Genomic DNA, 23,173 nt, shown 5'->3' with positions numbered 1-23,173 from the left:
AGCTGAGAGAGGAGGCTGACTTTTTTGACGATCATTGCCGGTACGGTTGTGAAAGGAAAACAATTAGGCAGAAAGCTTGGATTCCCCACGGCAAATGTAGATGCAAAAATACATGGGCTGCGTAATGGAGTTTATGGGGTTCTGGCGACAGTCAATCATCAATTTCATTTAGGGGTTATGAATATCGGTGTGAAACCGACGGTGGGCTCTAACCTTAAAAGGACATTGGAGATTTTTTTGTTTGACTTTCATAGAGACATCTATGGAGAAAAAATCGAATGCAGCATTCTCTTTAAAATTAGAGAAGAAAGAAGGTTTGATTCTTTGGAGTCTTTAACAAAGCAAATTAAAAAGGATATTTCGTGCGTTGCAAAACGCTTTGAGCTGATTGGGATTATGGCACCGAACAAAAAAGAAAGCCTGCTTTCCCATCAGGAGTTAAATCTTCCGGATCTCTGCTTTTACAAGAAATGTAACAACCTATATGGCGTCAACCGAGGCGTATACAATGTCATTGATAACTGGTTTTTTGAGTACGGAATTACACAAGTAGCTTACAGGCGCATTTATATTTTATCTTTTTTAAGCTTTTTGAAAGAAGATAATCCGAAAGTTTCCAGCAAGTATATAAGATTTGGGGCGGGCGGTCTTGCTGATAAATTGAACCGATTTATTTCATCTTATGTTGAAGAGTCTGAAGAAAATATATTGGGATAGGGAAAGGAGCGGTACATATGTCTTTGGATTATTGGAGAAATATAGAAGGCTCCTATCCATATCAGACTACAGGAAATGACATCCTGACGTTGAAAGAGGAGTCTAATCCCGTAAATCTCTCAACGCTAGAAAAGCAGCTCATCGGCATTCGCCGGCACCTGCACCAATATCCTGAACTGTCAAAAGAAGAATTTGAAACAACTGCTTTTATAAAAAAATGCCTTAAAGAAAAGGGGATACAGATTCGCCCTACTGCTCTAAAAACGGGTGTGTTCGCAGACATAGCAGGGGAGTCAGAAGGTCCGGCGATTGCTTTGAGGGCTGATATTGACGCCTTGCCAATTGAAGAAAAAACAGGATTGCCTTATGCGTCTAAACATAAAGGGATCATGCATGCGTGCGGTCATGATTTTCATACGGCAGCGCTTCTTGGTGCGGCCTTTTTATTGAAGGAAAATCAAGACAGTCTGAAAGGGAAGATTCGTTTATTATTTCAGCCGGCAGAGGAAGCGGGTGCAGGCGCTGCAAAAGTGATAGAGGACGGCCAACTGGATGGCATTGATGCGGTTATTGGCCTTCACAATAAACCGGATATCGCGGTTGGGACTGTAGGGTTAAAAACAGGCCCGCTTATGGCTGCTGTTGACCGATTTAAAGTAGAGATAGAAGGGAAAGGTGCTCATGCAGCATTGCCGCATAATGGTTTTGATCCAATTGTCGGCGCCTCTCAGCTTATTGTCGCCCTGCAAACGATTGTAAGCAGAAATGTAAACCCGCTGCAAAGCGCGATTTTAACCATAGGGAAAATCAACGGCGGCAGCACTTGGAATGTCATTCCGGATACAGTTGTCATTGAGGGCACTGTTCGTACATTTGATTCAGAGGTTCGTAATCAAGTGAAACAGCGTTTTTTGGCAGTCACAGAGCAGATTTCTGCTGCTTTCTCGTTAAAGGCAAATGTGAAGTGGCATTCCGGACCGCCGCCGCTTTGTAATGATGAGGCAATTACGGGGCTGGTGCGAGACGCTGCGCATAAAGCGAAACTTCAAGTCATTGATCCCGCCCCATCAACCGCGGGGGAAGATTTTGCTTATTATCTTGAGCATATTCCGGGATCCTTTGCGTTTTTTGGAACAGACGGTGATCATGATTGGCACCACCCTGCATTTACAATTGATGAAACTGCCATTATCAAAGCCTCTTATTTTTTATATGAAAGCGCCAAGAGATTGTTAGATTCGAATGAAGAGTCAAAAATATCTGATTGATATAGATGGGGTGTTCTGATGAAGAAATTAATCGTTTTTGCATTTATTGGTTTATTGTCGCAGTTAATAGACGGTTCGTTAGGTATGGCTTATGGGGTTACCTCAACTTCTTTGTTATTGGCGTTTGGCATCACACCTGCTGTGGCTTCAGCTTCTGTCCATTTAGCGGAAGTCGTAACGACTGCCGCATCGGGAGTGTCGCATATTAAATTTGGCAATGTTGACAAACAAACCGTTTATCAGCTTGTCATTCCCGGCTCTATAGGCGCTTTTTTAGGCGCGGCATTCCTCAGCCAATTACCTGGAGATGTGGCGAAACCCTATATTTCTTTGTTTTTGCTCCTTCTGGGCGGATATGTATTGATCAGGTTTTTATTTCAATATAAGCCGGCTCTTGAGAAGAAGCATGTGCCGTTAAACCGAAAACAATCCATCCCATTGGGAGTGATCGCTGGTTTTGCAGATGCCACAGGCGGAGGCGGCTGGGGACCGGTGACCACTCCGATTTTATTATCCCGCAAAGGCTTGAGCCCGAGGAAAGTTGTCGGGACTGTAGACACAAGTGAATTTGCCATCGCCGTATCTGCAACTGCCGGTTTTCTTATTTCATTAGGATGGGAGGACGTCAATTGGTTATGGGTGTTTTCACTAATGGCCGGTGGAATTATCGCTGCCCCTATCGCAGCATGGCTGGTGCAGAAGTTTCATCCGCAATTGATGGGTGTGCTTGTAGGAGGATTTATTATTCTGGTAAATGCCAGAACATTAATAAGTGAATGGATCACAAACACAGCTGTTCATCCATTGATCTATACGGCCATAGGGGCGATATGGCTATCCGCAGTTTTATTTGTTTTATCTAAAATAGGGAATCGAAATATTGTTAAGACAGCGGTTGATGTCCATTTAAAAGAAAAATAAAGGTTTTTCCGCTTTACGATGTAAAAGGAATCACGAGGTCCTTGCGTTTGACTGAAACGAAATCAACGCTGTAAGAAGCCGGTCGGGCTTCTTTTTTATTTTCCAGCCTCATTGCGTATAAATCCTTTGAAACCTTATAATAAAAACAAGAAGACTGTCCTTAGAGGTGAAAGGCTTGGCAACGAAGCATGAACAAATTTTAATGTATATCGATTCACTGCCTGTCGGTGAAAAAATTTCTGTCCGAAGAATTGCAAAGGAAATGAAAGTAAGCGAAGGAACCGCGTACAGAGCGATCAAGGAAGCAGAGAATAAAGGGTTTGTCAGCACGATTGAACGTGTGGGCACAATCAGAATTGAACAAAAGAAAAAAGAGAACATTGAAAAGCTTACCTATGCAGAGGTTGTAAATGTTATAGACGGACAAGTGCTCGGAGGCAGGGCAGGGCTCCATAAGACATTGAATAAATTCGTCATCGGCGCGATGGAGCTTGACGCGATGATGCGTTACACCGCAGCGGGGAATCTTTTGATTGTCGGAAACAGAATCAATGCACACAGGCAGGCGCTTGAAGCGGGTGCGGCCGTATTGGTGACCGGGGGCTTTAACACGGATGACAGCATTGTGCAGCTGGCAGATGAGCTTGAACTGCCGATTTTATCCACGAGCTATGACACCTTTACAGTTGCCGCGATGATTAACCGGGCAATATATGACCAGCTGATCAAAAAAGAAATTGTTTTGGTGGAGGACATCCTAACACCTGCTGACCGCACGGTATATCTTTCGCCTAAGGATAAACTTGAAAAATGGTATGAGAAAAATTTTGAAACGGGGCACGGCCGCTTCCCGGTTGTCGACGATCAAATGAAAATCCATGGCATTCTGACATCAAAAGATATTGCTGGCCATGACCGAAATGCATCTATAGAAAAAGTCATGACCAAAAATCCCGTCACGGTTATTGGGAAAACATCTGTCGCTTCAGCTGCGCAAATGATGGTATGGGAAGGGATCGAAGTGCTTCCCGTCACTGATGGCCACCAAAAACTCATCGGCATGATCAGCCGCCAAGACGTATTGAAAGCTCTTCAAATGATTCAAAAGCAGCCGCAGGTCGGGGAGAAGCTTGATGATATCGTTTCAAGGGGGTTTAAAGATGAGGGTGATGATAAAGAAGATCAAACGGTTTACGAGTATGAAGTCACGCCGCAAATGACAAATCAGCTTGGAACCATTTCTTATGGCGTATTTACGACCATTTTGACGCAAGCGGCAAACCGATTTTTGCGCTCGAAAAAGCGCGGCGAACTCGTCATAGAGAGCATCACCATCTTCTTTTTGAAGCCTGTGCAGATGGAATCAGTCATCGAAGTCAAACCTCGCATCTTGGAGGCTGGCAGAAAGTTCGGGAAAATGGAAGTGGAAGTGCACAGCCAAGGTCATATCGTGTCTAAAGCGATGCTGATGGTTCAGCTGATGGAAAGAAGCTAAGGGACGTTCAGGCGCCCCTTACGCGTGATCTCTTTCAGCTTCTTTGGCGTGAAGGGGATTGTAATGCCTGAAGGCTTTATAACCTGCCCAAGCGCTTCCTGCTCCTATGACGATAAAGATACCGCCGATTACTAACGTTAATACTGAATGGAATAATATCATTTGGTTGAGCCCGTAGAACAGGACTAGTGACCCTAAGGCCATGCTTGATTTTGCTGAACATATTTCTTTTGCCAAAGATGGCTTTGCCCGTACGCCTTTTACTTTATAGTACACATAAAAGCAGGCTGAAAGCCCAATCAAAAAAACAAGAACCAGCATAAATGAAATCCTCCATCGTAAAAGTTTACAAACCCATTTTATACAAAAACGGGCTTGGTTTTGACGTTATTTTTCTTTTCCGTCGGCAGAGAATGTGATTTAATGAATAAAAACAATAAAGGAGTATCAAATGAAAACAGAATTGATCAGAACCATATCATTATATGACACGATTATCTTACATAGACATGTGCGTCCTGATCCGGATGCCTACGGATCACAGTGCGGGCTTACGGAAATCCTGCGTGAAACATATCCTGAAAAAAATATTTTTGCGGTCGGCACGCCTGAACCGTCCCTCTCTTTCTTATATTCCCTTGATGAGGTGGACAATGAAACATATGAAGGCGCACTTGTCATTGTCTGCGATACGGCAAATCAGGAAAGAATCGACGATCAGCGTTATCCTTCAGGCGCCAAACTAATGAAAATCGACCACCATCCGAACGAAGATCCATACGGTGACCTTCTCTGGGTCGATACAAGCGCCAGCTCAGTAAGTGAAATGATTTACGAGCTGTATTTAGAAGGAAAAGAGCACGGCTGGAAGCTGAATACGAAAGCGGCAGAGCTGATCTACGCCGGCATTGTTGGAGATACCGGACGCTTTTTATTTCCGAATACCACGGAAAAAACATTAAAATATGCAGGCGAGCTCATTCAGTATCCATTCTCTTCCTCAGAGTTATTTAATCAATTGTATGAAACAAAACTGAATGTGGTGAAGCTTAACGGCTTTATCTTTCAAAATGTGTCTTTGTCCGAAAACGGGGCGGCTTCTGTTTTCATCAAAAAGGATACGCTTGAAAAATTCGGCACAACGGCTTCTGAAGCGTCGCAGCTTGTCGGGACGCTCGGCAATATCTCAGGTATTCGCGCCTGGGTGTTTTTCGTAGAAGAAGACGATCAAATCAGAGTCAGATTCCGTTCGAAGGGGCCTGTCATTAACGGACTTGCCCGGAAATATAACGGCGGAGGGCATCCGTTAGCTTCAGGCGCCTCTATTTACAGCTGGGATGAAGCTGATCGGATTTTAGCTGATCTGGAAACATTATGTAAAGAACACGAGTAGAGGGGAGACCCTCTCTCTTAGTGTTCATCTGTGACGGGGATGAACCAGCAGCCGAAATCAGTAAGGTCCTCGTAGACTTGGAGATTGTGTGATTGAAGTTCTTTTTTGATGAGGGAAGCGAGTGAGTTTGTTTCGGCATATGCAGAAAAACCTTGTCTGAGACGGGCTGCTTGATCTTTTGCTAACTGACGGTCACTGTAAACCTCCATTTCCCTTCCTCCTTCCTTTCGCCATTAAGCCTCACATATAGTTTATAAAAAAGAATGGGAAAAAGCGACAGAAGTTTGGAGAATTTAAAAAAAATCCATAATTATGTGGCGAAAGATATTTCAAGTTCCACTGTCAGCCTCGTATAAATAATCAATTCTCTGACGGTTGCCTCGTATTTTTTTTCATTGATCATATAGACTTTATTTTCAATTGTCCGCTTCAAGAGATCCTTTGTTTGATAGACGCTCTCTATGTCTTTTGTAATCACCTCTGAAATATCATCCTTTACATGCTCCTCGAATTTCGTTTTATCCGGCTGTGATATTTTATATTTATCCCCATTCAGCAATTTGACGCTGACGCTTTGAATCAGCAGTTTTCTTTTATTATCTTCATTCAGTTTATGGAGATCTTCCTGATAGATCGAAATTTGATTGTTCAAGTCTTTTACATGCTCTTTTTGCTTTTCGATGAGGCTGACCTGCTCCTCTTGGAATGTTCCGTAAGTAAACAGGAAAAAGAACCAGCTAATTACGGCTCCGCACATCATTCCCGCGAAAAAACGCTGCCATCCCGGTTTTTTGTAATGCTGGGGGACCCTCATGAAGAAAGATGCTCCTGGGTCAGCCATGATATAATAAGCCAGCCGCTTTGCGCGCCTCCCATGGCCGAAATAATTAAAAGAAGCTGTTTAAAGATATCTCTCGTATTGCCTTCGAGTATGCCGCGTTCAAAGCTGTATACCGCATCAAAGGTGCCTCCGATAGCTGCGACAAGCGCCCATATTTTTAACCGGTTGGCAAGCTTTGTAATGGCTGTAAGCGGGGGTTCGCCTGCCAAATATGCTCCGAGCCCTCCAATGAGTGCGCCCCCGATCAGCACCCCTAACGCAATGAAGTAGCTATTGATAAAATTCACCATAAATCCTGCTTCCTGATCCATCTTTATCACCTCACCTTTTATATCATATTGAGCTTTCAGGACAAGTATGATGATGAGTCAAAAAAGAACATTTGTTTCTTTTGGAAACCGGCCTTATAATGAGGGAAGAAATGAATCGTAATGAGAAAGAGGTGATAGCATGTCTTTTGTTCACCTGCAAGTGCATAGCGGGTACAGCCTGCTAAACAGCGCCGCGGCTGTGGAAGAGCTCGTCAGTGAAGCTGACAGGCTCGGATATGCGTCTTTGGCGCTGACAGATGATCATGTCATGTACGGAGCTATTCAATTTTATAAAGCTTGCAAGGCGAGAGGGATCAACCCAATAATCGGTTTGACGGCTTCTGTTTTTACGGATGACAGCGAGCTTGAAGCATACCCGCTCGTCCTGCTGGCAAAATCAAATACAGGCTATCAAAACCTGCTGAAAATCAGCAGCGTTCTGCAATCTAAATCAAAAGGCGGACTGAAGCCGAAATGGCTTCACAGTTATCGAGAAGGGATTATCGCAATAACGCCCGGCGAAAAAGGATATATTGAAACGCTTCTTGAAGGAGGGCTGTTCGAACAGGCTGCTCAAGCCTCGCTGGAATTTCAGTCTATATTCGGAAAGGGAGCTTTTTATTTCTCCTATCAGCCTTTTAAAGGGAATCAAGTCTTGTCTGAGCAGATTCTAAAGCTGTCAGAAGAAACGGGTATCCCTGTTACGGCCACAGGCGATGTGCATTACATAAGGAAGGAAGATAAGGCTGCCTACCGTTGTCTGAAAGCGATTAAAGCGGGGGAAAAACTGACGGATGCACCCGCTGAAGATTTGCCTGATCTCGATTTGAAACCACTCGAAGAAATGCAAAACATTTATCGAGAGCATCCCGAGGCACTGCAAGCTTCTGTAGAGATCGCGGAACAATGCCGGGTTGACGTCAGTCTCGGGCAGACCCGTCTACCGTCTTTTCCGACCCCAGACGGAACGTCCGCTGATGATTATTTAACGGATATCTGTATGGAGGGACTCCGCAGCCGTTTCGGCAAGCCTGATGAACGATACCTTCGCCGTCTTCAATATGAGCTTGATGTCATCAAGCGGATGAAGTTCAGCGATTACTTTCTGATCGTGTGGGATTTTATGAAGCACGCCCATGAAAAAGGGATTGTTACAGGACCGGGAAGGGGTTCTGCGGCAGGTTCTCTTGTGGCATATGTGCTGTATATCACAGATGTTGACCCGATTAAGCATCACCTTCTGTTTGAAAGATTTTTAAATCCCGAGCGCGTCAGCATGCCGGATATTGATATTGACTTTCCCGATACTAGAAGGGATGAAGTCATTCAATATGTTCAGCAGAAATACGGTGCAATGCACGTCGCACAGATTATCACCTTTGGAACACTTGCGGCAAAGGCGGCGCTCCGGGACGTCGGCAGAGTATTCGGCGTCAGCCCGAAGGAGGCAGATCAGCTTGCAAAACTCATTCCTTCAAGACCGGGAATGACGCTGGATGAAGCGAGACAGCAGTCACCGCAGCTGGATAAGCGGCTTCGGGAGTCAAGCCTGCTTCAGCAAGTCTATTCAATTGCCCGGAAAATAGAAGGGCTGCCAAGGCATGCATCAACCCACGCAGCGGGCGTTGTCCTGAGTGAAGAACCGTTAACAGATGTTGTTCCGCTTCAAGAAGGGCATGAAGGGATCTATTTAACGCAATACGCGATGGACCATCTTGAAGACTTGGGCCTTTTAAAAATGGATTTCTTAGGTTTGAGGAATCTGACACTTATTGAATCTATCACTTCAATGATTGAAAAAGAAGAAAATATTAAAATAGACCTTTCAAGTATTTCCTACAGCGATGACAAAACGTTCTCCTTGCTGTCAAAAGGGGATACGACAGGCATTTTCCAGCTTGAATCTGCAGGGATGAGAAGCGTCTTGAAACGGCTGAAACCTTCGGGCCTAGAAGATATTGTGGCGGTCAATGCACTGTACCGGCCGGGTCCGATGGAAAATATTCCGTTATTTATCGACCGTAAACACGGCCGGGCGCCTGTTCACTATCCTCATGAAGATTTAAGGAGCATTTTGGAAGATACATATGGCGTCATTGTGTATCAGGAACAAATTATGATGATTGCTTCCCGTATGGCGGGGTTTTCTTTAGGCGAAGCGGACCTATTGAGAAGGGCGGTCAGCAAAAAGAAAAAAGAAATCCTGGACAGAGAGCGAAGCCATTTTGTTGAAGGGTGCTTAAAAAAGGAGTATTCTGTAGACACTGCAAATGAGGTCTACGATTTAATCGTCAAATTCGCAAACTATGGCTTTAACAGAAGCCATGCGGTGGCATACAGCATGATCGGGTGCCAGCTTGCGTATTTGAAAGCTCATTATCCGTTATATTTTATGTGCGGATTGCTGACAAGCGTCATTGGCAATGAGGATAAAATCTCTCAATATCTTTACGAAGCAAAGGGGAGCGGGATTCGTATCCTTCCTCCGTCAGTGAATAAAAGCAGTTTTCCGTTTACAGTTGAAAACGGATCTGTCAGATACAGCCTCCGCGCGATAAAAAGTGTAGGCGTCTCAGCAGTCAAAGATATATATAAAGCAAGAAAAGAGAAACCATTTGAAGATCTTTTCGATTTCTGCTTTCGCGTGCCGTCAAAAAGCGTAAATCGCAAAATGCTTGAAGCACTTATCTTTTCTGGTGCGATGGACGAATTCGGCCAAAACCGGGCCACGCTGCTCGCATCCATTGATGTTGCTTTGGAACATGCTGAGCTATTCGCCGCGGACGATGACCAAATGGGATTGTTTTTAGATGAATCGTTTTCAATTAAGCCGAAGTATGTGGAGACGGAGGAGCTTCCTCTGGTGGATTTACTTGCGTTTGAAAAGGAAACGCTTGGCATTTATTTTTCAAATCATCCCCTCTCCGCCTTCCGAAAACAGCTCACTGCGCAAGGAGCAGTCTCCATTCTGCAGGCTCAGCGGGCAGTCAAAAGGCAGCTTTCACTAGGCGTTCTGCTGTCGAAGATCAAAACGATTCGGACGAAAACAGGTCAAAACATGGCGTTTTTAACGCTCAGTGATGAAACCGGCGAGATGGAAGCCGTAGTCTTCCCTGAACAATTCAGACAGCTTTCTCCCGTTTTAAGAGAAGGCGCTCTTTTGTTCACAGCGGGGAAATGTGAAGTTAGACAAGATAAGATCCAATTCATCATGTCCCGGGCAGAATTATTAGAAAATATGGATGCAGAAAAAGCGCCATCGGTTTATATAAAAATAGAAAGCAGTCAGCACAGCCAGGAGATCCTGGCAAAGATTAAGCGCATTTTGCTGGAGCATAAAGGGGAAACAGGCGTTTATCTCTATTATGAAAGGCAAAAACAGACGATTAAGCTACCTGAGTCGTTCCATATCAATGCAGATCACCAGGTGTTATATCGCTTAAAAGAGCTGTTGGGTCAAAAAAACGTCGTTTTAAAACAGTGGTAACGATTCGCTTTTTGTTATACAATTGGAGCAATTATGTGATCCTGTTTAAATATTCAGATAGATTTACTCCGCAGAATGCAGCAATCAACGCAGCAGTATACGAATCAAAAAATATCCATAAGGAGTGTTTAGGAGAATGTCATTAAGAGAAGAAGCATTACACCTGCATAAAGTCAACCAGGGGAAACTGGAGTCTAAATCAAAAGTAGAGGTCAGAAATGCGAAAGATCTAAGCCTCGCGTATTCTCCGGGTGTTGCAGAACCGTGTAAGGATATTCATGAAGACATTAACAAAGTATATGATTATACAATGAAGGGGAACATGGTAGCAGTTGTAACTGACGGTACAGCTGTACTTGGCCTTGGAAACATCGGCCCTGAAGCGGCGCTTCCTGTTATGGAAGGGAAAGCAGTTCTTTTCAAAAGCTTTGCGGGCGTAGATGCGTTCCCGATTGCTTTAAACACAAACGATGTTGATAAAATCGTTGAAACTGTAAAATTGCTGGAACCAACATTTGGCGGCGTCAACCTTGAAGATATTGCAGCGCCAAACTGCTTTATCATTGAAGAGCGCCTCAAAAAAGAAACAAACATCCCGGTTTTCCATGATGATCAGCACGGTACTGCCATTGTAACCGTAGCAGGTCTTGTGAACGCGCTGAAACTGTCTGGAAAATCCATGTCATCCATTAAAGTTGTCGCAAACGGCGCGGGTGCGGCTGGCATTGCGATTATCAAGCTTCTTCATCATTATGGCGTTCGCGACATTGTGATGTGCGATTCCAAAGGGGCCATTTATGAAGGGCGCCCGAACGGCATGAACGATGTCAAAAATGAAGTGGCGAAGTTCACGAACCAAGATCGCAAAGACGGTTCTCTGAAAGATGTCATCGTTGATGCTGACGTATTTATCGGTGTCTCTGTAGCAGGCGCGTTAACAAAAGAAATGGTTCAAAGCATGGCAAAAGATCCGATTATCTTTGCAATGGCAAATCCAAATCCGGAAATCATGCCGGAAGATGCGCGTGAAGCCGGAGCAAGCGTTATCGGAACTGGCCGTTCTGACTTCCCGAACCAAGTAAACAATGTTCTTGCATTCCCTGGTATTTTCCGCGGAGCACTTGATGTGCGTGCCACTCATATTAACGAGGAAATGAAAATCGCAGCGGTTGAAGCCATTGCTTCACTGGTTTCAGAAGATGAGCTTAGCGCAGACTATGTCATCCCTGCACCGTTTGATAAGCGTGTTGCGCCTGCTGTTGCGAAGGCTGTGGCAAAAGCTGCGATGGAAACAGGTGTTGCAAGAATCACTGTTGACCCTGAGGAAGTCGCAGAAAAAACAAGAAAACTTACGATTATTGGTGAATAATTTTAATTCATTCCAAAAATGGCAGCGCGTTGGCGGAGACCGGCGCGCTGTTCTCAAGTTAAACTGACGGCTGAAATTTTTTTAGGGGGTTAGCCTTAAAAAAATTTCAGCCGGGTTTAACATTATTTTTGAATGCGCTGTCAACCTTGTCGTTTCAACACCTTATCTGATTTCATACAAGCCTTTCCGAGCACGTCATCGAATAAAAAGTTGTCGAATTGAGGATGACAGCGTTTGACAAAAAAAGTACAATAGTTTCGGTAAAGTTATTAGCAAGTCTATCTGTTTGATGACATGCGGTGAAGAGAACCCTTCACAAAAGGGAGGTAATCATTTGTTAAAGGATATATTCACGAAAAAGAAAAAGTATGCTTCCGTACCATCTGATCAAGCGAAGCACGATGTTCCGGAAGGCATTATGACAAAATGTCCTAAGTGTAAAAAAATCATGCTCACTAAAGAGTTGGATAAAAATATGCGGGTATGCATGAACTGCGATTATCATTTCCCAATGAACGCAAAACAGCGTATCGAAAGCTTGATGGATGAAAAATCCTTTGAGGAATTCAATCAGGGAATGCTCTCGGAAAATCCGCTTGGTTTCCCGGGATATCTGGAAAAGCTTGAAAAAGATCGCGAGAAAACATCCTTAAACGAGGCTGTTGTGACAGGCAAGGGCACCATCGGCGGACACCCGGCTGTAGTCGCCGTCATGGACTCTTCATTCAGAATGGGCAGCATGGGTTCAGTCGTCGGTGAAAAAATCACGCTTGCGATTGAAAAAGCAAAAGCTGATAAAGTTCCGTTTATTATTTTTACGGCTTCAGGCGGCGCTAGAATGCAGGAAGGCGTATTAAGTTTGATGCAGATGGCTAAGACAAGCTCTGCGTTAAAACTGTTCAGTGAAGAACAGGGTCTTATTATTTCAGTAATGACGCATCCGACTACCGGGGGCGTATCAGCAAGCTTTGCATCCCTTGGCGATTACAATTTCGCTGAGCCTGGCGCGCTGATCGGTTTTGCCGGAAGACGGATTATTGAACAGACAATAGGAGAAAAACTGCCTGAGGACTTCCAAACGGCTGAATTTTTATTAAAACATGGACAGCTTGATGCGGTTATTCATCGCGACGATATGAAAAAAACGTTAGAAAATCTGCTGGATATGCATCAAACAGGAGGTGACATTGAGTGGCTCCAAGATTAGAATTTGAGAAACCGGTGATTGAACTGCAAACCAAAATCGCCGAACTAAAAAAATTCACCCAAGATTCCGATATGGATCTAAGTGCGGAAATCGAACGGCTCGAAGACCGTCTCGCTAAGCTTCAGGATGATATTTACAAAAATCTGAAGCCATGGGACCGGGTTCAAATCGCGCGTCTGGCGGACCGTCCGACAACTCTTGATTATATCGAACACCTGTTTACCGACTTTTTTGAATGTCACGGAGACAGAGCGTACGGGGACGATGAAGCCATTGTCGGCGGGATTGCGAAGTTCCACGGCCTCCCTGTAACGGTAATCGGGCATCAGCGCGGCAAAGACACGAAGGAAAACCTAGTCCGCAATTTTGGGATGCCGCATCCTGAAGGCTACAGAAAAGCGCTTCGTCTGATGAAACAGGCTGACAAATTTAACAGACCAATTATCTGTTTTATTGATACGAAGGGGGCATACCCTGGACGAGCAGCTGAAGAAAGAGGACAAAGTGAAGCTATTGCCAAAAACCTGTTTGAGATGGCCGGTCTTCGAGTGCCTGTTATCTGCATCGTCATTGGTGAAGGCGGAAGCGGCGGAGCCCTTGGTCTGGGTGTAGGGAATCACTTGCATATGCTGGAAAACTCTACTTATTCTGTTATTTCTCCGGAAGGTGCCGCGGCACTTTTATGGAAGGACTCCAGTCTTGCTAAAAAAGCAGCAGAAACAATGAAAATCACTGCGCCGGATTTAAAAGAATTAGGTATTATAGATCATATGATTAAAGAAGTAAAAGGCGGAGCGCACCATGATGTGAAGCTGCAGGCAAGCTATATGGACGAAACCCTTAAACAATCGTTAAAAACTTTGCTGAAGCTGAGCGAAGAAGAATTAGTTCAGCAGCGCTATGAAAAATATAAAGCAATTGGCAAAGTCTCGGTTGAAGATCAATATATCGGGGTAAACTAAATAAACGTGAAGCCTTTGGCTCACGTTTATTTTTTGTGACATTCCTTAAATTTTATTTAAAAACAATTTATTTAATTGTATAATAGGTAAGGTTTCATAGGGAGGATGGAGATCCCTTTTCATTGTTTTTAGGGCAATGATCATGTTATGTTTAATCATATATGTTGCTGAGGTGAATGGAGAATGAAACGTATAGGGGTATTAACGAGCGGCGGGGATTCCCCGGGAATGAACGCAGCAGTTCGCGCAGTAGTCAGAAAAGCGATCTATCATGACGTTGAAGTTTACGGTATTTACAACGGATACGCGGGATTGATCAGCGGAAAGATTGAAAAGCTTGAACTCGGATCAGTAGGCGATATTATACATCGTGGAGGGACTAAGCTTTATACGGCGAGATGTCCTGAATTCAAAACAGTTGAAGGCCGTGAAAAAGGGATAGCAAACTTGAAGAAGCTTGGTATTGAAGGCCTTGTTGTTATCGGCGGAGACGGTTCCTATATGGGTGCGAAAAAATTAACGGAACACGGGTTTCCATGTGTAGGTGTACCGGGTACAATTGATAATGACATTCCGGGCACTGATTTTACAATCGGTTTCGATACAGCTTTAAATACAGTAATTGACGCAATTGATAAGATTCGCGATACAGCGACTTCTCATGAACGTACATATGTAATCGAAGTAATGGGTCGTCATGCCGGCGATATCGCATTGTGGGCCGGTCTTGCAGGGGGCGCGGAATCGATCTTAATCCCTGAGGCAGACTATGACATGCACGAAATCATTGCCCGCTTAAAACGCGGCCACGAACGCGGCAAGAAGCACAGTATTATTATTGTTGCCGAAGGTGTAGGCAGCGGTGTTGAATTCGGGAAACGCATTGAAGAAGAAACAAATCTTGAAACTAGGGTATCTGTATTGGGCCATATCCAGCGCGGCGGTTCTCCGAGTGCTGCTGACCGTGTGTTAGCAAGCCGTCTCGGCGCATATGCAGTTGAACTGCTGCTTGAAGGAAAAGGCGGACGCTGTGTAGGTATACAAAACAATAAGCTTGTAGACCATGATATTATAGAAATACTGGAGACAAAACACACAGTTGAGCAAAACATGTATCAGCTTTCAAAGGAACTGTCTATCTAATGTACAGCTGAAGGCTGAAGATTTCAGAAGGAAGTGAACCAAATGAGAAAAACTAAAATTGTTTGTACCATCGGTCCGGCAAGTGAAAGTATTGAAATGCTTACGAAATTAATGGAGTCAGGAATGAACGTGGCTCGATTAAACTTTTCTCACGGAGATTTTGAGGAGCACGGTGCAAGAATTAAAAATATCCGCGAAGCAAGTAAAAAACTTGGCAAGAACGTTGGAATTCTGCTTGATACAAAAGGTCCTGAAATCCGCACACATACAATGGAAAACGGCGGTATTGAGCTTGAAACAGGCAAAGAGCTCATTATTTCAATGGACGAGGTTGTAGGAACAACAGATAAAATTTCAGTGACATATGAAGGTTTAGTCCATGACGTTGAACAAGGTTCAACGATTCTGTTAGATGACGGCCTTATCGGTCTTGAGGTACTTGATGTAGATGCCGCTAAACGCGAAATCAAAACAAAAGTATTAAACAACGGAACACTCAAAAATAAAAAAGGTGTTAACGTACCGGGCGTAAGTGTCAATCTTCCGGGGATTACTGAAAAGGATGCGCGAGACATCGTTTTCGGTATTGAGCAAGGAGTAGACTTCATCGCACCATCTTTCATTCGACGTTCCACGGATGTGCTCGAAATCCGTGAGCTTCTTGAAGAGCACAACGCTCAGGATATTCAAATCATCCCTAAAATCGAAAACCAAGAGGGCGTTGACAACATCGATGCGATTCTCGAAGTGTCTGACGGCTTAATGGTTGCACGCGGAGACTTAGGTGTGGAAATTCCAGCTGAAGAAGTGCCGCTTGTGCAAAAAGAACTGATAAAAAAATGCAACGCGCTGGGCAAACCTGTTATTACAGCAACACAAATGCTTGACAGCATGCAGCGCAACCCGCGTCCGACTCGTGCGGAAGCAAGTGACGTTGCAAACGCGATCTTCGACGGAACAGATGCGATCATGCTTTCTGGTGAAACTGCTGCCGGAAGTTACCCGGTTGAAGCAGTTCAAACAATGCATAACATCGCGTCCCGTTCTGAAGAAGCATTAAATTATAAAGAAATTCTCTCAAAACGCAGAGACCAAGTGGGCATGACAATTACAGACGCAATTGGACAATCTGTCGCACATACGGCGATTAACCTGAATGCTGCTGCGATCGTAACGCCGACAGAAAGCGGCCATACAGCACGTATGATTGCAAAATACCGTCCGCAGGCTCCGATTGTTGCGGTTACTGTAAATGACTCTATTTCCAGAAAGCTTGCCCTCGTATCTGGTGTATTCGCGGAAAGCGGCCAAAATGCGAGCTCAACAGATGAGATGCTTGAGGATGCTGTCCAAAAATCATTGAACAGCGGAATTGTAAAACACGGCGATCTTATCGTTATTACAGCTGGCACTGTCGGTGAGTCCGGCACTACGAACTTAATGAAGGTTCATACTGTCGGCGATATCATCGCTAAAGGCCAAGGCATTGGACGCAAATCAGCTTACGGTCCGGTTGTCGTTGCACAAAATGCAAAAGAAGCTGAGCAAAAAATGACTGACGGTGCGGTACTTGTTACCAAAAGCACTGACCGTGATATGATTGCATCCCTTGAAAAAGCGTCTGCTCTCATTACAGAAGAAGGCGGCTTGACTAGCCATGCTGCGGTAGTCGGATTAAGCCTTGGCATCCCGGTTATCGTGGGTCTGGAAAATGCGACATCTATTTTGACAGATGGCCAGGATATTACAGTTGACGCTTCCAGAGGCGCAGTCTATCAAGGCCGTGCGAGCGTTCTTTAATTACAGGTGAAAACGGAAGGGGAATCCCTTCCTTTTCTCTTTATCATGCCTTTTGTTGAACAGAACGTGTTACACGTGTGGGGGGCTTGGATATGAGATTTTTGTTTTTGCTTTTTATTGTGTTTCCGGCAATAGAAATCGGCATATTCCTATTTTTAGGCAAGCTGATTGGCATTTTACCGACAGTTCTATTCATGATTATGACTGGCATTATCGGCGCAGCAGCTGCAAAAAAACAAGGAACCGAAGTGTATTATAAGGTTCAGCGTGATCTTCAATATGGCAAAATGCCGGGAGAAGCGATTGCTGACGGTCTGTGCATTTTCATTGGCGGTCTATTGCTGATGCTTCCGGGCTTTTTATCAGATTTGGCCGGCGCCTGTCTTCTTATCCCGTTTACCCGCGGCTGGTGTAAGCCGATTCTGTTCAAATGGCTGAGAGGTATGTCGAAGAATAAGCGGATCATCATCAAATAAAAAACGGCAGCCATGAAAAAACGGCTGCCGTTTTATTTTTGCTGAACGGTGATATAGGACCATATTTCTTTTAATGCGCCTGTTGTGATGAAGGCTTGGATGATGACGAGTACAGCCGGTCCCGCAATCAGTCCTAAAAACCCGAATAATTTAAAGCCGGCAAACAGGGCGATGAGTGTTGCCAGCGGATCGATCCCGATAGATTTACTTAGTATCTTGGGCTCTGTCAGCTGCCGCTGAATAAGAACGACGAGGTACAGGATACCAATTCCGATTGCTTGGGGCAGCTGGCCCGTAATCGATAAATACAAAATCCAGGGCACAAATACGGAGCCGGCACCTAAGTAAGGGAGAAGATCTACAAGCCCGATTAAAAAAGCAATTGTTGCGGCGTGTTCAACCTTTAAGAGAGAAAGGCCGATAAATACAATCACCATCGTGATGAAAACGAGGACGGCTTGTGCTTTGATAAAACCAGCCATTGCTTTTTTTAATTCGCTGCTGATCGCTTTGCTGTTAGCTGTCACACGATCCGGCAGAATTAAAACAAGCATGGCTTTAAGCTTATGCCAATCCTTTGTCATAAAAAAGGTTGCCAGAAGAGAAAAAATCAGAACCGCCGCCGTATTGGGAAGAAGAGCGAAAAATCTCGGGATCATCTCTAGAATGTGGGACAGCAGGAGCCCGGCATTTTTAGCGGCAGAATCTCCGAGTGTCTGGATATGAGTGACGATGGAAGCCTGCTGGTTCGTTTCCAATTCTTGAAACAAAAGAGTTAACTCGTTATAGAGCGGCTGAATATGAGTTGTAAACAATTTTTCGCAATATGAAATAAACGTGCTGATATGCGGAGGCAGCGTTTTTGCTAGATAGGCTGTTCCCGTTACGATTTCGGCTACCAGAATGGTAAGGACGCCGAAGGCTGCGAGCAGAAAAAAAGCAAGAACGCCCAGAACATTTATCGTTCGGGGGAATCCTGTCACTTTGTCCAAATAATCGACAACAGGATGAATCACTGAAGAAAGAATAAGGGCGATCAGGAACGGATAAGTTAACGGAAACGAATAATAGGCCGCAGCTATCGACCCTGCGGTCATTGATATGACAAAGAGGGTTCTGAAAAAAATAGTGATATAAGATTGATTCACGAAAACGGTCCTCCTCTCGTCAGCATGTCCTATTTTTTATATGTATTCACGCTGCGGCTGAATATGAATACATTCATCTTAAAGGAGGGATGGCATGTGTTTACACAAGCGAATTTATTTTTAATTTTACTCTTGGCTATCGCACTTATCGCAAAAAACCAATCATTGCTCTTTGCTGTATCCGTCCTTTTGATCATCAAAATCGTTGGGCTTGATCAGAAATTATTTCCGACCATCCAGTCAAAAGGCATTAACTGGGGTGTGACCATTATTACCATCGCCGTTCTTGTCCCGATTGCCACGGGAGAAATCGGATTTAAGCAGCTTGGAGAAGCAATGCGGTCTTCCTACGCATGGATCGCCCTTGGAGCGGGGATCGCAGTGGCGCTGATTGCAAAAAACGGCCTGGCCCTGCTTGAAAATGATCCGCATATTACAACTGCTCTCGTGATCGGGACCATTCTTGCAGTCGCGCTTTTTGGAGGAGTTGCGGTGGGGCCGCTGATCGGAGCGGGGATTGCTTATTTAGCCATGCAGATCGTAAAACTGTTCACTTCATAACAAAAAGCGGCCTTAAAGCCGCTTTTTTTTGTATGCAAAAACCCGCAAATAAAGGCGTTTTTTCGGGGAAATCACAGAATGAAAAAAAAAATTATAGGTAAACATTTAACAAATGTCTGATTATTGTTTATAATGAGAATAGGCTTAAACTTAAATAAGCTTATAAGAATTTGTTATGTTCTTTCATAAGCAAAGGGTTTTAGTTCCAGCAGCCAGTAAAATGTAAGCATTTTCTTTTTGGGGGAGAGAAATACTTGCATCGTGCTTTTTAAGTAAGCCTCATGTTTTTACAACACTCTTAAAGGGGAAATTTATTGAAAAGGAGATGTTATATATGACAGCGACACGCGGTCTTGAAGGGGTTGTAGCAACAACATCATCTGTTAGTTCTATTATTGATGATACCCTTACATATGTGGGGTATGATATCGATGATTTGACAGAGAATGCAAGTTTTGAAGAAATCATCTACTTGCTTTGGCATCTAAGGCTGCCAAACAAAAAAGAGCTTGAAGAGTTAAAGCAGCAGCTTGCAAAGGAAGCTGCCGTTCCGCAAGAAATTATTGAGCACTTCAAATCTTATTCCCTCGAAAATGTTCATCCCATGGCTGCTCTTCGGACAGCAATTTCATTACTAGGCCTGCTAGACAGCGAGGCTGATACCATGAACCCGGAAGCCAACTACAGAAAGGCGATCCGCCTTCAGGCAAAGGTGCCTGGCCTGGTTGCAGCGTTTTCCAGAATTCGCAAGGGTCTTGAGCCTGTTGAACCGAGAGAAGATTACGGTATTGCGGAGAATTTTCTTTACACATTAAACGGTGAAGAGCCTTCACCAATTGAGGTTGAAGCCTTCAACAAAGCATTGATTTTACATGCTGACCATGAGCTGAACGCGTCAACGTTCACAGCGAGGGTCTGCGTCGCAACACTTTCAGACATCTATTCAGGCATTACTGCAGCAATCGGCGCGCTGAAAGGGCCTCTTCACGGCGGAGCGAATGAAGGCGTTATGAAAATGCTGACAGAAATCGGTGAAGTGGAAAACGCTGAGCCGTACATCCGCGCTAAACTTGAAAAGAAAGAAAAAATCATGGGATTCGGCCACCGTGTGTATAAGCATGGTGATCCGCGCGCGAAGCATCTGAAAGAAATGAGCAAGCGCCTGACCAACCTGACAGGCGAAAGCAAATGGTATGAGATGTCGATTCGTATAGAAGACATCGTCACATCAGAGAAAAAGCTTCCGCCTAACGTTGATTTCTATTCGGCTTCTGTATATCACAGCCTCGGTATTGACCATGATTTGTTTACACCGATTTTTGCTGTAAGCAGAATGTCCGGCTGGCTCGCTCATATTCTTGAGCAGTATGACAACAACCGTCTGATCCGCCCGCGGGCAGATTACACAGGCCCTGACAAACAAAAATTCGTTCCGATTGAAGAAAGAGCCTAAAGAACCATTGGAGGCTGGCTTGCGTCAATGAGGTTAGCCTCTTGTTCAGAACATCAAAATTGGGTTACACTTTAAATTGAATGTTAGGAAAAAACATTTTATTTTCTATATAAGAAAAATAAAATGTTTTCTAAATATGAATTACATACTGGGAGGTTTTTATTGTGGCACAAGGTGAAAAAATTACAGTCTCTAACGGAGTATTAAACGTACCAAACAACCCGATTATCCCATTTATCGAAGGAGACGGAACCGGTCCTGATATTTGGAACGCGGCTTCGAAGGTTTTGGAAGCAGCAGTAGAAAAAGCATACAAAGGCGAAAAGAAAATTACATGGAAAGAAGTTTACGCCGGAGAAAAGGCTTATAATAAAACAGGTGAGTGGCTCCCTGCTGAAACATTAGATGTGATCCGCGAATATTTCATCGCGATTAAAGGCCCGTTAACGACACCTGTCGGCGGCGGTATCCGTTCTTTGAACGTAGCGCTCAGACAAGAGCTTGACCTATTCGTCTGCTTAAGACCTGTAAGATACTTTACTGGAGTGCCGTCACCGGTAAAACGCCCTGAAGATACTGATATGGTCATCTTCCGTGAAAATACAGAAGATATTTACGCAGGCATCGAGTATGCAAAAGGCTCTGAAGAAGTGCAAAAGCTTATCAGCTTCCTTCAAAATGAGTTAAACGTCAACAAAATCCGTTTCCCTGAGACATCAGGTATCGGCATTAAGCCTGTTTCAGAAGAAGGAACAAGCCGCTTGGTCAGAGCTGCCATTGATTATGCGATCGAGCATGGCCGCAAATCTGTAACGCTTGTTCACAAAGGAAACATCATGAAGTTCACAGAAGGCGCCTTCAAAAACTGGGGCTATGAACTTGCTGAAAAAGAATACGGAGATAAAGTCTTTACATGGGCTCAATATGACCGCATTGCTGAAGAACAAGGAAAAGACGCTGCCAACAAAGCGCAAAGCGAAGCGGAAGCAGCAGGAAAAATCATTATCAAAGACAGCATTGCTGACATTTTCCTTCAGCAGATCTTAACGCGTCCAAACGAGTTTGATGTCGTTGCGACAATGAACTTGAACGGAGATTACATTTCAGATGCTCTTGCTGCGCAAGTCGGCGGAATCGGCATTGCTCCTGGAGCGAACATCAACTACGAAACAGGACATGCGATTTTCGAAGCGACGCACGGAACGGCTCCTAAATATGCAGGCCTTGATAAAGTAAACCCATCTTCGGTTATTCTTTCAGGTGTTCTGCTTCTTGAGCATTTAGGATGGAACGAAGCGGCTGATTTGGTTATCAAATCTATGGAAAAAACAATCGCTTCCAAAGTCGTAACTTACGATTTTGCCAGATTAATGGACGGGGCGACTGAAGTGAAATGTTCAGAGTTCGGAGAAGAACTGATCAAAAACATGGACTAAGCAAGGAAAAAGCCTAAAACTAGCCATAAAGGAGAAGAGAGACATGGGAAATACTCGTAAAAAAGTTTCTGTTATCGGAGCAGGTTTTACCGGAGCTACAACTGCATTTTTAATCGCTCAAAAAGAGCTGGCAGACGTTGTTCTTGTTGACATTCCGCAATTGGAGAACCCGACAAAGGGAAAAGCGCTTGATATGCTTGAAGCAAGCCCGGTTCAAGGCTTTGACGCAAAAATTACGGGAACATCCAATTACGAGGATACAGCTGGCTCTGACATTGTTGTCATTACAGCCGGTATCGCAAGAAAACCTGGTATGAGCAGAGATGATCTGGTCTCTACAAACGAAAAGATTATGAGAAGCGTTACGCGGGAAATCGTGAAATATTCTCCTGACTCTATTATTGTGGTGCTGACAAATCCTGTTGATGCAATGACATACGCGGTGTACAAAGAATCAGGCTTCCCTAAAGAGCGTGTAATCGGCCAGTCCGGTGTGCTTGATACGGCAAGATTCAGAACATTTGTGGCAGAGGAATTAAACCTGTCAGTGAAAGATGTGACTGGTTTCGTACTCGGCGGACACGGTGACGATATGGTTCCGCTTGTGCGTTATTCTTATGCTGGCGGTATCCCGCTTGAAACTCTTATTCCGAAAGAACGGATTGACGCAATTGTGGAGCGTACTAGAAAAGGCGGAGGCGAAATCGTGAATCTTCTTGGAAACGGAAGCGCGTATTATGCGCCTGCGGCTTCTCTGACAGAAATGGTCGAAGCGATCTTGAAAGATCAGCGCCGCGTCCTTCCTACAATTGCTTATCTTGAAGGGGAATACGGCTATGAAGGCATCTACCTTGGTGTTCCGACAATTGTAGGCGGCAACGGTCTTGAGCAAATCATTGAACTTGAACTGACAGACTATGAAAGAGCGCAGCTGAATAAATCAGTTGAATCTGTCAAAAATGTCATGAAAGTATTATCCTAATAAAAAGGGAGAAAGGCTTGCTTAATACAGCCTTTCTCTTTTTACTATAAATGAAAGCGTTATCATAAACGTCTTTATTTCTTTTAAAAATGATGTAAAAGGCGAATTGTCGGAATGTCCTGCTTTCGCTAAAATAAAATCATGAAACATGTTAAGATGACATAAAATAGAGAAATAGGATGTCGGGGAATTATAATACTGGA

21 protein-coding genes are annotated in these 23,173 nt (G+C 44.2%); 16 read left to right on the top strand and 5 right to left on the bottom strand.

Going from position 1 to position 23,173, the window contains the following annotated elements; all coding sequences use genetic code 11:
• Positions 1-24 precede the first annotated feature (24 nt).
• From ribR to NSQ12_RS15500, 4 genes are all read left to right on the top strand, one after another.
• Positions 25-717, top strand: a complete 693-nt coding sequence (gene ribR, locus NSQ12_RS15515; protein ID WP_339175089.1) for an RNA-binding riboflavin kinase RibR — start codon at positions 25-27, stop codon at positions 715-717.
• A 17-nt stretch (positions 718-734) separates the two neighbouring features.
• Positions 735-1,985 carry an S-alkyl-N-acetyl-metabolite deacetylase SndA gene (gene sndA / locus NSQ12_RS15510; protein ID WP_339175087.1) on the top strand — a complete coding sequence of 417 codons (1,251 nt, stop codon included), beginning with the start codon at positions 735-737 and terminating at the stop codon, positions 1,983-1,985.
• Positions 1,986-2,003: 18 nt separating this feature from the next.
• Positions 2,004-2,906 carry a sulfite exporter TauE/SafE family protein gene (locus NSQ12_RS15505; protein WP_160245735.1) on the top strand — a complete coding sequence of 301 codons (903 nt, stop codon included), beginning with the start codon at positions 2,004-2,006 and terminating at the stop codon, positions 2,904-2,906.
• A gap of 175 nt (positions 2,907-3,081) precedes the next feature.
• On the top strand, positions 3,082-4,401 hold the full coding sequence (locus NSQ12_RS15500) for a CBS domain-containing protein (RefSeq protein WP_106073659.1): 1,320 nt from the start codon (positions 3,082-3,084) through the stop codon (positions 4,399-4,401).
• Positions 4,402-4,419: 18 nt separating this feature from the next.
• Here the strand turns inward: NSQ12_RS15500 and NSQ12_RS15495 are convergent, their stop codons facing one another.
• Positions 4,420-4,722, bottom strand: a complete 303-nt coding sequence (locus NSQ12_RS15495) for a YtpI family protein (RefSeq protein ID WP_003229401.1) — start codon at positions 4,720-4,722, stop codon at positions 4,420-4,422.
• Positions 4,723-4,852: 130 nt separating this feature from the next.
• On the opposite strand from NSQ12_RS15495, the gene nrnA reads away from it, so the two are divergent.
• Complete coding sequence (gene nrnA / locus NSQ12_RS15490; protein ID WP_004398971.1) at positions 4,853-5,794, top strand: bifunctional oligoribonuclease/PAP phosphatase NrnA; 942 nt, start codon at positions 4,853-4,855, stop codon at positions 5,792-5,794.
• 17 nt (positions 5,795-5,811) lie between these two features.
• On the opposite strand, the gene NSQ12_RS15485 is transcribed toward nrnA, so the two are convergent.
• The 3 genes from NSQ12_RS15485 to ytrH all read right to left on the bottom strand — a co-directional run bounded on the left by NSQ12_RS15485 (position 5,812) and on the right by ytrH (position 6,946).
• Positions 5,812-6,003 carry a hypothetical protein gene (locus NSQ12_RS15485; protein ID WP_003229407.1) on the bottom strand — a complete coding sequence of 64 codons (192 nt, stop codon included), beginning with the start codon at positions 6,001-6,003 and terminating at the stop codon, positions 5,812-5,814.
• 101 nt (positions 6,004-6,104) lie between these two features.
• Complete coding sequence (gene ytrI / locus NSQ12_RS15480) at positions 6,105-6,608, bottom strand: sporulation membrane protein YtrI (protein WP_003229408.1); 504 nt, start codon at positions 6,606-6,608, stop codon at positions 6,105-6,107.
• The gene (gene ytrH, locus NSQ12_RS15475) at positions 6,605-6,946 is read right to left on the bottom strand and encodes a sporulation membrane protein YtrH (protein ID WP_003229410.1); all 342 of its coding nucleotides are present in this window, start codon (positions 6,944-6,946) and stop codon (positions 6,605-6,607) included. Before ytrH ends, ytrI begins: the two co-directional genes overlap by 4 nt.
• 139 nt (positions 6,947-7,085) lie before the next feature.
• Between ytrH and dnaE the strand changes: the two genes are divergently transcribed.
• From dnaE to NSQ12_RS15440, 7 genes are all read left to right on the top strand, one after another.
• The gene (dnaE, locus tag NSQ12_RS15470; protein ID WP_014480547.1) at positions 7,086-10,433 is read left to right on the top strand and encodes a DNA polymerase III subunit alpha; all 3,348 of its coding nucleotides are present in this window, start codon (positions 7,086-7,088) and stop codon (positions 10,431-10,433) included.
• 136 nt (positions 10,434-10,569) lie between these two features.
• Positions 10,570-11,802, top strand: a complete 1,233-nt coding sequence (maeB, locus tag NSQ12_RS15465; RefSeq protein WP_014664951.1) for an NADP-dependent malic enzyme — start codon at positions 10,570-10,572, stop codon at positions 11,800-11,802.
• 334 nt (positions 11,803-12,136) lie between these two features.
• Complete coding sequence (gene accD, locus NSQ12_RS15460; RefSeq protein ID WP_024573337.1) at positions 12,137-13,009, top strand: acetyl-CoA carboxylase, carboxyltransferase subunit beta; 873 nt, start codon at positions 12,137-12,139, stop codon at positions 13,007-13,009.
• On the top strand, positions 12,994-13,971 hold the full coding sequence (accA, locus tag NSQ12_RS15455) for an acetyl-CoA carboxylase carboxyl transferase subunit alpha (protein ID WP_003229417.1): 978 nt from the start codon (positions 12,994-12,996) through the stop codon (positions 13,969-13,971). The genes accD and accA overlap by 16 nt, the downstream gene beginning before the upstream one ends.
• 183 nt (positions 13,972-14,154) lie before the next feature.
• Positions 14,155-15,114: a 6-phosphofructokinase gene (gene pfkA / locus NSQ12_RS15450; RefSeq protein ID WP_003229420.1), complete on the top strand. Its 960-nt coding sequence runs from the start codon at positions 14,155-14,157 to the stop codon at positions 15,112-15,114.
• A gap of 42 nt (positions 15,115-15,156) precedes the next feature.
• Entirely contained in the window at positions 15,157-16,914 is a 1,758-nt protein-coding gene (pyk, locus tag NSQ12_RS15445; protein ID WP_004398560.1) for a pyruvate kinase, read from the top strand.
• Positions 16,915-17,006: 92 nt separating this feature from the next.
• Positions 17,007-17,390 carry an FxsA family protein gene (locus tag NSQ12_RS15440; RefSeq protein WP_038429450.1) on the top strand — a complete coding sequence of 128 codons (384 nt, stop codon included), beginning with the start codon at positions 17,007-17,009 and terminating at the stop codon, positions 17,388-17,390.
• 32 nt (positions 17,391-17,422) lie between these two features.
• Here NSQ12_RS15440 and ytvI read toward each other — a convergent pair whose 3' ends face one another.
• Positions 17,423-18,538: a sporulation integral membrane protein YtvI gene (gene ytvI / locus NSQ12_RS15435; RefSeq protein WP_029318231.1), complete on the bottom strand. Its 1,116-nt coding sequence runs from the start codon at positions 18,536-18,538 to the stop codon at positions 17,423-17,425.
• Positions 18,539-18,634: 96 nt separating this feature from the next.
• Between ytvI and NSQ12_RS15430 the strand changes: the two genes are divergently transcribed.
• The 4 genes from NSQ12_RS15430 to mdh all read left to right on the top strand — a co-directional run bounded on the left by NSQ12_RS15430 (position 18,635) and on the right by mdh (position 22,970).
• Positions 18,635-19,099 carry a DUF441 domain-containing protein gene (locus NSQ12_RS15430; protein WP_015251478.1) on the top strand — a complete coding sequence of 155 codons (465 nt, stop codon included), beginning with the start codon at positions 18,635-18,637 and terminating at the stop codon, positions 19,097-19,099.
• A 334-nt stretch (positions 19,100-19,433) separates the two neighbouring features.
• On the top strand, positions 19,434-20,552 hold the full coding sequence (gene citZ, locus NSQ12_RS15425; protein WP_004398810.1) for a citrate synthase: 1,119 nt from the start codon (positions 19,434-19,436) through the stop codon (positions 20,550-20,552).
• A 164-nt stretch (positions 20,553-20,716) separates the two neighbouring features.
• Positions 20,717-21,988 carry an NADP-dependent isocitrate dehydrogenase gene (gene icd / locus NSQ12_RS15420; RefSeq protein WP_003229433.1) on the top strand — a complete coding sequence of 424 codons (1,272 nt, stop codon included), beginning with the start codon at positions 20,717-20,719 and terminating at the stop codon, positions 21,986-21,988.
• Between the two features lie 43 nt (positions 21,989-22,031).
• Positions 22,032-22,970, top strand: coding sequence for a malate dehydrogenase (gene mdh, locus NSQ12_RS15415; protein ID WP_003237775.1), 939 nt, complete (start codon positions 22,032-22,034; stop codon positions 22,968-22,970).
• Positions 22,971-23,173 lie beyond the last annotated feature (203 nt).

It is taken from the genome of Bacillus sp. PS95 (genome assembly GCF_037963565.1).
Classification (GTDB): domain Bacteria; phylum Bacillota; class Bacilli; order Bacillales; family Bacillaceae; genus Bacillus; species Bacillus subtilis.
The sequence above is the reverse complement of the archived record's forward strand: the minus strand, read 5'-3'. Positions and strand labels throughout refer to the sequence as shown.